The sequence below is a fragment of the Methylobacterium sp. V23 genome (assembly GCF_002917135.1).
Taxonomy (GTDB): domain Bacteria; phylum Pseudomonadota; class Alphaproteobacteria; order Rhizobiales; family Beijerinckiaceae; genus Methylobacterium.
Genome location: NZ_PDHT01000037.1, coordinates 26127 through 37953, shown reverse-complemented (window position 1 = coordinate 37953; position 11827 = coordinate 26127). Strand labels below are relative to the sequence as shown.

Genomic DNA, 11827 nt, shown 5'->3' with positions numbered 1-11827 from the left:
TCCACCAGCTGCCCGGCCACGGCGTCCCGTCCGACGATGCCAACGATTCCGCACATGGGTTTTCGTGTCTTTCAAGAGTCCGGTTCGCGGCACGAGCGGGCCGCGTCATCCCAGGCTTGTATCGGATCGGGACGGGCGCACGCCAGCCACCCGGCCGCCGGGGTCGGTCCGGCCCGGGTGCACAAGTCTGGCCCGGCAATCCTGAACGCGGGCTTGCCGGACGCGCCGCGAGCCCATGAGACGCGCCGCGGGTTTGCCGGACGCGTCGCGGGCCCATGGGACGCGCCGCGGGCGCGTCCTACGGCTTCTTGGCCCGCGCCGCCTTCTCCGCCTGCAGGGCCGCGCGCTTGCCCGGCGCCCAGCCGGCCACGATGCGCTGGCGGCCCCGCGACACCGCCAGGGCGTCGTCCGGCACGTCGCCGGCGATCACCGACCCGGCGCCCACGATGGCGCCCGTGCCCACGCGGACGGGCGCCACCAGGGCGGTGTTGGAGCCGATGAAGGCGCCCGCCCCGATCCGGGTCCGGTGCTTGTTCACCCCGTCGTAGTTGCAGGTGATGGTGCCGGCCCCGAGATTGGCCCCCGCCCCGACCTCGGCGTCGCCCACGTAGGTCAGGTGGTTGGCCTTGGCGCCCGGCCCCATCCGGGCGTTCTTCACCTCGACGAAGTTGCCGATGCGCGCCCCCGTCTCCAGCACCGCGCCGGGGCGCAGGCGGGCATAGGGACCGATCTGGACGCCGGCCGCCAGGGTGGCGCCCTCCAGGTGCGAGAAGCTGTGCACCACGCAGCCCTCGCCCACCGTCACGCCGGGCCCGAACACCACGTGAGGTTCCACGAGAACGTCCCGTCCCAACACCGTGTCAATGCTGAAGAAAACCGTTTCGGGCGCGATCAGGGTCGCGCCCGCCGCCTGGGCCGCCCGGCGCAGCCGTCCCTGGATCTCGGCCTCGGCCACGGAGAGCTGGATCCGGTCGTTGACCCCCTGCGCCTCGGCCTCCGACACCGGCACCACCGTCACGGGCAGGCCGTCCGCCACCGCCAGGGCGACGGCGTCGGGCAGGTAGTACTCGCCCGCCGCGTTGGCGTTGCTGATGCGGTCGAGGAGGGCGAGGGCGCGGTCGCCCGAGAGGGCCATCAGCCCGGCATTGCACAGGGTGACGGTGCGTTCCGCGGCCGTCGCATCCTTCTCCTCGCGGATCGCCAGCACGCGGTCGCCCTCGGTCAGCACCCGGCCGTAGCCCACCGGGTTCGGCGTCGTGAAGGCGAGCACCGCGACGGCCGCCCCCTCCGCCAGGGGAGCCCGCAGCCGCGCCAGGGTGGCGGCGGTGATGAGGGGCGTGTCACCGAAGGCGATCACCACGTCGTCGTCCCCCGCCTCCAGGGCGGCGCGGGCGGCCAGCACCGCGTGCGCGGTGCCGAGGCGCTCGGCCTGGGGGTAGACCGTCGCGCCGGGCGCCAAGGCGGCGATCTCGCGGGCGACCGCGTCCTGGCCCGGCTCCACCACCACGGCGATGCGGCCGGCCCCGGCCCCCTGCGCCGCGGCGAGCACGTGCCCCAGCATGGTCCGGCCGGCGACCCGGTGCAGCACCTTCGGCAGGTCCGAGCGCATTCGCGTGCCCTTGCCGGCGGCGAGCACGATGGCGGTGAGGCTGCGCCCCGTCTTCCTGATCGTCTGGTCCGTCATCGCGCGTTCCGCCGCTGGCCGAGCACTTGCGCTGGTCGAGCCCTTGCTCGAGCGATTGCTCCTGCGGCGGGGCTAAAGCCCGGACGGGGCCGTTTCAAGTCCGGACCCTGCGCCGGACAGGGTCGCGCACGCTTCGACGAGGTCCGAACGAACGGTCTGGAGCCTTTCGGCGTTGACCGCCGCGGTTCGGGACGGCTTAACCACCGGTTCAGGGCTCCGCATGGTAAACCGCCCGTAGCCCCTCGCCTCAACTCCGCGCGCGCCCCGCGCCGACCCGACGGACCCGATGACGCCGCCGAACCCGGATTTTCCCGCCGACCCGACCGCCGACGGCCCGACCGCCGCCGGACCTTGCCGCCGCAGCGTGCTGCGGCAGGCCGGCCTCGCCGTCCTCCTGAGGCCGACCGGCCTCGCGGCCTTGACCGGCGGGTTCGCCGCCCTGTCGGGCCGGGCTGCCGCCGCCGACGAGGCTCCGGCCCTGCCCGCCGACGGCACGCCGTTCCAGCCCGGCCTCGTCACCGATCTCGCCCGGGCCCTGGCCAGGCGCCCCTACGCGGCCCCCCGCATCGACGACCTGCCGGACGCCCTGACCGGCCTCAACCGCGAGCAATACGCCGCGATCCGGACCCGGCCCGGCAGCGCGGTCTGGGCCGAGGCCGGCCTCGGCTTCACCCTGGAGCCCCTGCATCGCGGCTCGGTCTTCCGCTCCCGCGTGGCGCTGGCCCTGGTGGAGGAGGGCGTCGTGCGCGCCCTGCCCTACGATCCCGCCCGGTTCGAGACGGAGGGCGTCGCCCTCCCGGCCTTCAAGGACGACCCCGGCTATTCGGGCTTCCGCCTCCGCGCCCGCTTCCGCGGCGGGGAGCTCAGCGACTTCGCGATGTTCCAGGGGGCGTCGTTCTTCCGACTTCTGGCCGCCGGCCAGGGCTTCGGCGTCACGGCCCGGGCCCTGACCCTGCGCCCGGCCGACGCGAAGGGCGAGGAATTCCCCGAATTCCGCGCGATCTGGATCGAGCGGCCCGGCCCCGGCGGTCCCCTCGTGCTGCACGCCCTGGTGGATTCTCCCTCCGCCGCGGCGGCCCTGCGCATGAGCCTGCGCCCCGGCGACGCCTCCCTCTGCGACGTCGAGGGCACGGTCTTCGCCCGCGCGGCCATCGACCATCTGGGTCTGGGCGGCATGACCACGAGCTACCTGTTCGGCCCCCACGACCGGCGCGGGGCGGACGACGCCCGCGCGGGCGCCTCCTCCAGCGGCGGTCTGCAGATCCGCACGGGCGCCGGCGAGGCGATCTGGCGCCCGGTGCGCAACCCCCAGACCCTGCAGATCTCCTCCTTTCTCGACGAGAACCCGAAGGGCTTCGGCCTGATGCAGCGGGCGCGGGACTACGCCGCCTTCCAGGACGACGTGCAGCACTGGGAATGGCGCCCGTCCCTCTGGCTCGAGCCGCTGGGGGCCTGGGGGCCGGGGGCGGTGACGCTCCTGGAGATCCCGAGCGATTCCGAGTTCAACGAGAACGTCCTGGCCTATTGGCGGCCCAAGGCGACCCTGGCGGCGGGGGCCGAGATGCCCTTCAGCTACCGCCAGCACTGGTGCTGGCAGCCGCCCGAGCCGCCGCGCGTCGCCCTGGTCTCCGGCACCCGCAGCGGGCGCGGCGCCGACAACCGCCGCCTGTTCCTGGTGGACTTCACCGGGGGCGGGATCGCCGCCCCCGGCGACCTCCAGACCCAGCTCAGCGCGGCCTCCGGGGCGATCCCGTCGAGCATCCTCTACCGCTACCCCGAGCGCGACACTCTGCGGGTGGCCTTCGAGCTCGATCCGAAGGGCGAGAAGTCCTGCGAATTGCGGCTCAACCTGCAGCGCGACGGCGCGCCGCTCACCGAAACCTGGCTCTACCGTTGGACCCCGTGACCGCATCCACCCTCCCCCCCGACGCGGCGGCCCAGGCCGCCCCGGCCCGTCCCGTGGATCCGGCCGCCCCGGCCCGCCCGGCCCCCCGGCCCTTCGCCGCCGCGATGCCCCCCGAGGCGCCGCTGCCGATGCCGGCGCAGGACCTGGAGCGTTGGGATCCGGCCACCGGCCACCGCCCGGCATCGCCCCAAGCCGAGCCGCATCAAGCCGAGCCGTCCCGAGCCAAGCCCTCCCGAGCCAAGCCCTGGCTCGCCCGCGCCTTCGTCTTCGGCGGGGCGGCGCTGCTCACCGCCTACGGCGCCCTGCAGATGTACGAGGTGGTGGCGGTCTCGGGCGGCACCACGGCGCTGCAATACGTGCTGCTCGCCCTCTTCACCCTGAACTTCTCCTGGATCGCGCTGGCCTTCACGGGGGCGATCCTGGGCTTTCTCGTGCTCCTGCGCGGGCTGAAGACCCCCGCCCTGCCCGAGCACCTGACCACCCGCACCGCGGTGGTGATGCCGGTCTACAACGAGGCCACCGCCCGCACCTTCGCGGGCGTCGAGGCGATGCGGGCCGAGATCGACGCCACCGGCTACGGCGCGGCCTTCGACTACTTCGTCCTGTCGGATTCGACGCAAGGGGATGCCTGGATCGCCGAGGAGCGCGCCTTCCTGGCCCTGCGCGACCGCTGGGGGGCGGAGCCCCGGCTCTACTACCGGCACCGGCCGAAGAACCACCACCGCAAGGCCGGCAATATCGGCGACTTCGTCTCCCGCTGGGGCGCGGCCTACGACCACATGCTGGTGCTCGACGCCGACAGCCTGATGACCGGCCCCTGCGTGGTGCACCTGGCCGCCGCCATGGAGGCGGACCCGGATGCCGGCATCATCCAGTCGCTGCCGCTCATCATCAACCGCAACACCCTGTTCGCCCGGGTCCAGCAATTCGCCGCGCGGATCTACGGGCCGGTGATCGCCACCGGACTCTCCGTCTGGTCGGGCCGCGACGGCAATTACTGGGGCCACAACGCCATCATCCGTACCCGCGCCTTCGCGGCCGCCTGCGGCCTGCCCGACCTGAAGGGCAAGCCGCCCTTCGGCGGCCACGTGCTCAGCCACGACTTCGTGGAGGCGGCCCTGATCCGGCGGGCCGGCTGGAGCGTGACCATGCTGCCGGCGCTGCCCGGCTCCTACGAGGAGAGCCCGCCCTCGCTCATCGACGTCGCCGTGCGCGACCGGCGCTGGGCGCAGGGCAACCTCCAGCACAGCCGCATCATCGGCACGGCGGGCCTGGCCCTCGCCTCCCGCCAGCACTTCGCCACCGGCATCGCCGGCTACGTCGCCTCGCCCCTGTGGCTGGCCCAGCTCGTGGTCGGTATCGCCCTGGTGCTCCAGACCGCCTACGTGCGGCCGGAATACTTCACCTCCGAGTTCGGGCTCTACCCGGTCTGGCCGCGCTTCGATCCGGTGCGCGCGCTCCAGCTCTTCGGCCTGACTATGGGCATCCTGCTGGCCCCGAAGGGCCTGGGCCTGATTCTCGCGCTGATCGACGGGCCGGTGCGCCGGGCCTGCGGCGGCGCGATCTGCCTCGTCCTGTCGAGCCTGATCGAGGTGCTGCTCTCGGCGCTCATCGCCCCCATCGCGATGCTGATCCAGTCGGGCTCGGTGTTCCAGATCCTGCTCGGGCGCGACACCGGCTGGAACCCGCAGCGACGCGACGACGGCTCGATCCCCTGGTCCGACATCGTGCGCCGCCACCGCTGGCACATGGCCCTCGGGCTGGTCACCGGGGTGGCGGCCTTCGCCATCGCCACCTCGCTGTTCCTCTGGATGTCGCCCACCATCCTGGGCCTCGTCCTGGCGATCCCGATCTCCTGGGCGAGCGGCCAGCTCGGCCTCGGGCTGGCCCTGCGGCGGCTCGGCCTGCTGATGACCCCGGAGGAGCGCACGCCCCCGTCCATCGCCACCCAGGCCGGCATCCTGAGCCGGCGCAACGCCGAGGCCGGCCTCGACGACGCGGATGCCCTCGCCGCGCTCCACGCCGATGCGGACCTCGCCGCGGCCCACGCGGCGATGCTGCCCGAGACCGCGCCGCGCCCGCGCGGGGTCATCGACCCCGACCGGGCACTGGCCCAGGCCAAGGTGGTGGAGGCGGAGGGCATCTCCGAGGCCCAGGCCTGGCTGACGCCGAAGGAGCGCATGGCCCTCCTGCACGACCGCGCCCTCCTCGACCGCCTCTCCCGCCTGGCGTCCTGAAGCCGGGCCGATCCGCCCGAACGAGCCCCGGTGCCGGCGGTGACGCGCCGCCGCCGGGTCCGGGCGGGGTTTTCGTTTCAATCCCGGCCTCTCGTCACCGCCACCGGCCCCCGCGCCTTTGCCGCGGGGATGCCCGGTGAGAGGATACGGCGTTCCACCCAGGAACACCGAGGAACACCTTCCCCCGCCCGGCCCAGCCGCGGCGGGTTTTTCGTGGGCGGAGCCGCCCGCGACCTTGCCAAGCGGCGGCGCGTCGGTTCCGGCGTCCGGATTGACGGACCTCTTCCCGACGGAACGGGAGGCACGCACGACGCGCGTCGCAACGGCGAGGTGTTCGACACCCGCGAGGCGGCCAGGGTCGTCATCGAGCCAGGGCGAAGGCCCGACGCCCGCATCCGCCCGCACGCCTCGCCCGGCGGCCACCCCCCCTGCGCCGGAGGTCGTCCCCTGGCCATCCGAACCGGGCAGCGCAACGCCGCTCGTCCGCCCCGCCATCGTCACGCGGCCGACGATGCCCGAACTTCGAACCGGGACCATGAGAGGGGGGCAGGCCACGCGCAGAGGAGATCGATTGGCGAGCGGCCACGACGCAACGTCGCATCACCGCCTCGGGGAGTCCTTGGCCGTGTCGCCGCAGCAGGCGCGGCCTTTCCCTCCCCCGACAGACCGTTCTGCCGTGGCCGGAACGTTCGCCACGGACGAGCCGTGACACACGGGCCGAGGCCGGAGGGAATGCCGATAGCCCTGCGATCGATGTCATGCGTTGGGGGAAACAATCTCCTGGCTTCGGTGACATCCGGACATGCAACGCCTCAAGACAGTCCCGCGGCGCTTTTTCAACGCCGTCAGACGATCGTTTCGTCAGTTCCTCGCCCTTCCGCTGGCCACCGTACTCTGCTTCGTCGGTCTGAATGCCCTGGTCTATCTGGGGGACCGATCCTGGTCCGGAGGCCAAGCACCGACCGGCTTCCGATGGCTTGGCAACCTTCTGGGCGACAGCGCCGCGCTTGGCAGTCTCCTGACCACGGTGGCGTCCAGCATCATCACCGTCACCTCGATCACGTTCTCTCTGCTGCTCATCGCCGTGCAGCAGGGTGCCGCTGCCTTGACAGCGCAGGTCACCGATCAGTTCATGGCCCGACGTACGAACCAGTTTTACTTCGGTTATTTCGTGGGTCTGTCGGTCTTTGTGCTGATGACCCTCGTCACCAACACGAGTTTTCACCGCCCGGTGTTCGGGACGACCCTGGCGTTGCTGCTGACCACCTCGGCCCTCTGCCTCATCATCGTGATGATCTACAACACCATCGATCAGATGCGGCCGGCACAGATCATCCAGTTCATCCACGGGCGGGTGCTCGAAGCCCGCGCGCAGGACCTCCGCTTGCTCGACGCGACGCGCAGGACGTCCCGGCCCGGCTGGCCCGTCGTGGCCGCGATGCGCGCCCCGGAAAGCGGATACGTCGTCGGCATCGACCTGTCCCGCATCACGAAGGCCGTGGCGCGACAGGCGAAGGGGGCGGTCGAGATCGAGTTCGACTTCGCGGTCGGAGCGTACCGCGCCGTGCAGGATCCTCTCTTCCGGGTCCGATGCCCGCCCGGTGTCACCCTCGATGCGGACGCTCGGGCGCTGATCGTCGACACGACCATGGCCGCGCTCGATTTCGATGAGGGACGTGACCTGACGCACGACGCGGCGTACGGCCTGCACCAACTTGCGACCATCGCCTGGACCTCGGTCTCGACGTCGAAATCGAACCCGAGCCCCGGTCTCTCGGTGATCCAGGCCCTGCGTGACATCATCGCGCAATGGAGCCCGGGCGAGACCGAGGCCCGGGAGGACGCGACGTCCTGTGTCGTCTACCGGGACGCTGCTCCGACGGTCGCGACCGACGCCCTTGAGGCCGTCATCGTGGTCGCGTCCGAGTCGATTCAGCCTCAGACCCTGGCCGAAGCGGTCACGACGATCGCGATCCTTCTGCGCCATGTCAGCCAGCCGACCGCCGAACGGCTCGCGGATGTCGCCCATCGCGCCTTGTCGAGCCTTGGCGAGCACGTCCTGACGCGTCAGCTGGAAGAGGCGCTCGCCGATCTCGCCGAGGCTTTGTGCGAGAGGGGTTTCAGCGCGATCTCGGCTGCCGTTTCCGACGCGACGACGGCTCTTGCCGTCAGCCTCGGCCGGCTGAACTCGCGCTCCACCCGTGTGCCGGGGACGACATCGTAGCGGACCGGGTGTCGATCGGATGAACTTCCCCGCGCGGGGTCGCACGGCGAAGGCAACGGGTTCGGGTCGGGTTCCGGTCGACTGGACGCCTCATGGCGCCGGTCATCCTGATCCAGGACACCATCGAAATGTTGCGGCTAGGCAACACAAGGTTTCTATCAAGTCGCCTTTTGGATTAGCTGCTTGAACGCCAAGAAATCGCGACGCTACAAATCTGCTTGAAGGCGAGCCGGATACAGCGTCAGACTCAATTTGAAGCAGTTTTTGCTTCTTTTTTGAGCCATGAGGCGTGATCTATAGCTTCCGGCGGCCTGGATCAGCAAGCCTCGAGGCGATTTGGAGATCTTCATGTCGGACCCCTCGCGTCTGCAGCCCTTGCGTGCTGCCGGACTGAGCTTCCTGTTGTGTGCGGGGGTGTCCCATGCGGCCCTTGGCCAGACTGCCGGCTATCAGGATCCCGGCCGGATCGGAGATGCCGCGAGCTGGCGTACGCCCGAGTACCTCGCCGATTACGGCAAGGCGTCGATGAACGCCGATCAGGCCTATGCCCGCGGCATCACGGGCAAGGGCATCCTGGTGGGGTCCGTCGACTCGGGCTTTCTCGGGACGCATCCGGAATTCGCCGGTCGTGCGACTGCCATCACCAACACGGGCAGCTATTCGTCCAGCAGCTTCCGCTATGACAGCGGCACGACGCGCTCGGACTTCTTCACCGCGGGCCAGCCTTATTCCGTGCTCGGCACCTGGGTGCAGGGGATCAACGACGACCATGGCACCCATGTCGACGGCACCATCGTGGCCAACCGCAACGGCATCGGCACGCACGGCGTCGCCTTCGGAGCGCAGCTGATCGCCACGAACACGAACGGGACCGACTCCTCGATCTACGGACCGAACGCAGACTACAGCTACTTCAAAGGTGCTTATGGCAACCTCGTGGCGCAGGGGGCGCGGCTGATCAACAGCTCCTGGGGCAGCCCGCCCCCGCGCGACAACTACAACACCCTGGCGGGGCTCACCGCGGCCTACGCGCCGTTCACCCGCCAGCTCAGCTGGCTCGATGCCATCGCCGAGGCCGGACGCGCGGGGGTGATCCAGGTCGTCGCCGCCGGCAATGCCGGGGTCAACAATCCGACGATCCGTGCGGCCCTCCCCTACTTCCAGCCCGACTTGGAGAAGGACTGGATCGCGGCCTCGGGTCTCAACAGCGCCGATCAGACGCAATTCAATCGCTGCGGCGTGGCCAAGTACTGGTGCATCGCCGCGCCTGGCCGCAGCATCGCCTCGACGGTGGTCAACCTCACCACCGGCGCGGCCGGATATGGCTCCAAGAGCGGCACCTCGATGTCGGCGCCGCACGTCAGCGGCGCGTTGGCGCTGGTGATGGAGCGCTACGCATACATGACCAACGAGCAGGCCCGCGACGTCCTGCTCACCACCGCGACCCACCTCGGCAGCGGCCCAGCGGATGTGCCGAACGAAACCTTCGGTTGGGGCAAGATCGATCTTGGGCGGGCGATGAACGGCCCCGGCCAGTTCCTCGGTCGCTTCAACGCCACGCTCGGTTCCGGCGTTGCCGATACGTGGTCGAACGACATCTCCGATGCGGCTTTGCGCCAGCGCTTCGTCGAGGACACCGCCGAGCATGCCGCCTGGGAGCAGACCAAGGTCGCGCGCGGCTGGACCGGCGGCCTTCCGGCCACGGCGTCGGCGGACGATCAGGCCGAGTACGGGTGGCGGGTGGCCCGCGACCAGGCCTACCTTGCCCGGACCTATGCGGGCGGCCTGACGAAGTCCGGAGACGGCTCCCTGCAGCTGACCGGAAACAGCACCTATACCGGCACCACCGAGGTGAACGGCGGCCTGTTGGCGGTGAACGGCTCGATCACCTCCCTCGCCAACGTCAATGCGGGCGGCACGCTCGGCGGCAACGGCCGCGTCGGCGGCTTGAGCGTCAGCCAAGGTGGTACTGTGGCGCCGGGCAACGGGATTGGCACCCTGAATGTGGCGGGGACCGTCTCCTTCGCAGCGGGGTCCACCTATGCGGTCGAGGTCGCGGCGGGCCGCAGCGACCGCATCGCGGCCACCGGTGCCGCCCGGATCGGCGGCGGCACCGTCTCGGTCTCGCTGGAGAACGCGACCGCTCCCTTGAGCCCGTCCGAGACCCGCAGCCTGCTCGGGCAGCGCTATACCATCCTCACCGCCGGTGGCGGGGTGAGCGGGCGCTTCGACGTCACGACGCCCCGCTACACCTTCATCGGCACGGACCTGTCATACGGCCTCAACAGCATCGACCTGTCGGTGGTCCGCAATGGCACCTCCTTCGCGTCGGTTGGCGCCACGCGAAACCAGGCTTCGGTAGGCGCGGGCATCGAGGGACTGGGAGCAGGCAATCGGATCTACGAGACCATCTTGATCACCACCGACCCGGCCAGCGCCCGCGGCGCGTTCCGGTCCCTGTCCGGCGACATCCACGCCAGCCTGGTATCGGCCGCGTTCGAGACCGCCTTCTTCGTGCGCGAGGCGATCCTCGATCGGCTGCGCTGGGGACCGACGCCGGGATCCACGGAGGCCACCGATTACGGGCTGCTGCCGGCGACCTACACTGCCGACCTGCCCGGCCGTGCCGCTCCGATCGCGCCCACAGCGATGCGCGTCATGGACCCCCGTGTGTTCGGTGTCTGGGGCCAGGGCTTCGGCAGCTTCGGTCAGGCCCGCACGGACGGCAACGCCGCGAGCCTCTCGCGTCAGACCAGTGGTTTCGTGCTCGGTGCTGATGCCAGGCTCGAGAATGGCATCCGGATCGGCGTTGCAGGGGGCTACTCCAACACCGGGCTCGACACCCCCGGCAGCCTGCAATCGGGGACCATCGAGAGTGGCTTCGGCGGCGTCTACGGCGGCTACGAACTGGGAGCGGTCTCCCTGCGCCTCGGTGCCGTCTACGCCGACAATTCCGCTCGCCTGCGTCGGAGCGTCTCCTTCGCTGGCCTGAGCGACAGTGCCTCGGCTCGCACCGGCGGCGACACCATCCAGGGCTTTGGCGAGCTCGGCTATCGCTTTGCCGTCGCCGGCGCGCCCGGCCCGTCGCCGTCGATCGTCTCGCTCGCCTACCTCGAACCTTTCGTGGGTGGCGCCCTCGTCAGGATCGGCCGGGATCGTCTGGCGGAAACCGGTGGCTTTGCCGCGCTGACCGGAGTGGCGCAGGACTACGACATCGGGACCTCGACCGTGGGTCTCCGCGGCCAGGCCAACCTCGACCTCGGCTTCGGCGCGCCCGTGTCGGCGCGTGCCCTCGTCGGGTACCGGCGATCCTACGGTGACGTTGTGCCGAAAGCTCTGCTCGCCTTTGGGACCGGTCCCACCTTCCTGACCGCGGGCCTGCCGATCGACCGGGATGCCCTGGTGGCGGAAGCGGGTCTCGATCTGCTCGTCGGACGCGGGACGACCCTCGGCGTCGCCTATACGGGTCAGGTCGGGGATCGCGCCCAGGATCACGCCGTGAAGGGCAACTTCACCTACCGCTTCTGAGCCCATCACGCGCGGCGCTGCGACGAGGCCGGGACCGCGCCCTCGGAGATTCAGCCGGCCCAGGGACGGGAGGGAAAAGGCGGCCTACGGGCCGCCTTTTCGGTTCGACAAAGTTAGGAAAAAGACTATTCGGCGCCAGGGCATTCATTGGCCCGACGCCCTGACGTATTTGCGTCCGTTCAGTAAGGAGACCCGCTGTTTTGCCTGGGCTTAAGATAAGCTCAACAAGACAGATAAATTCTGTCAGA

At 70.6% G+C, this 11827-nt stretch carries 5 protein-coding genes; 4 read left to right on the top strand and 1 reads right to left on the bottom strand.

The features are described 5' to 3' along the window. Window positions 1-298: 298 nt before the first annotated feature. The gene (glmU, locus tag CRT23_RS23570) at window positions 299-1684 is read right to left on the bottom strand and encodes a bifunctional UDP-N-acetylglucosamine diphosphorylase/glucosamine-1-phosphate N-acetyltransferase GlmU (RefSeq protein WP_103712027.1); all 1386 of its coding nucleotides are present in this window, start codon (window positions 1682-1684) and stop codon (window positions 299-301) included. A gap of 286 nt (window positions 1685-1970) precedes the next feature. On the opposite strand from glmU, the gene CRT23_RS23565 reads away from it, so the two are divergent. From CRT23_RS23565 to CRT23_RS23550, 4 genes are all read left to right on the top strand, one after another. Beyond that, window positions 1971-3590 (top strand): glucan biosynthesis protein D, encoded by a 1620-nt coding sequence (locus CRT23_RS23565; RefSeq protein ID WP_103712026.1) that lies wholly within the window; start codon window positions 1971-1973, stop codon window positions 3588-3590. Between the two features lie 53 nt (window positions 3591-3643). Further along, window positions 3644-5827 (top strand): glucans biosynthesis glucosyltransferase MdoH, encoded by a 2184-nt coding sequence (gene mdoH, locus CRT23_RS23560; protein WP_280952003.1) that lies wholly within the window; start codon window positions 3644-3646, stop codon window positions 5825-5827. Between the two features lie 802 nt (window positions 5828-6629). Beyond that, entirely contained in the window at window positions 6630-8051 is a 1422-nt protein-coding gene (locus CRT23_RS23555; protein ID WP_103712025.1) for a DUF2254 family protein, read from the top strand. A gap of 348 nt (window positions 8052-8399) precedes the next feature. After that, on the top strand, window positions 8400-11579 hold the full coding sequence (locus tag CRT23_RS23550) for an autotransporter serine protease (protein ID WP_146056475.1): 3180 nt from the start codon (window positions 8400-8402) through the stop codon (window positions 11577-11579). The last annotated feature ends 248 nt before the right edge of the window (window positions 11580-11827 follow it).

Coding starts and splice junctions, on each gene's coding strand:
- glmU (WP_103712027.1), bottom strand. CDS start 1,684: ATGACGGACCAGACGATCAGGAAGACGGGGCGCAGCCTCACCGCCATC.
- CRT23_RS23565 (WP_103712026.1), top strand. CDS start 1,971: ATGACGCCGCCGAACCCGGATTTTCCCGCCGACCCGACCGCCGACGGC.
- CRT23_RS23555 (WP_103712025.1), top strand. CDS start 6,630: ATGCAACGCCTCAAGACAGTCCCGCGGCGCTTTTTCAACGCCGTCAGA.
- CRT23_RS23550 (WP_146056475.1), top strand. CDS start 8,400: ATGTCGGACCCCTCGCGTCTGCAGCCCTTGCGTGCTGCCGGACTGAGC.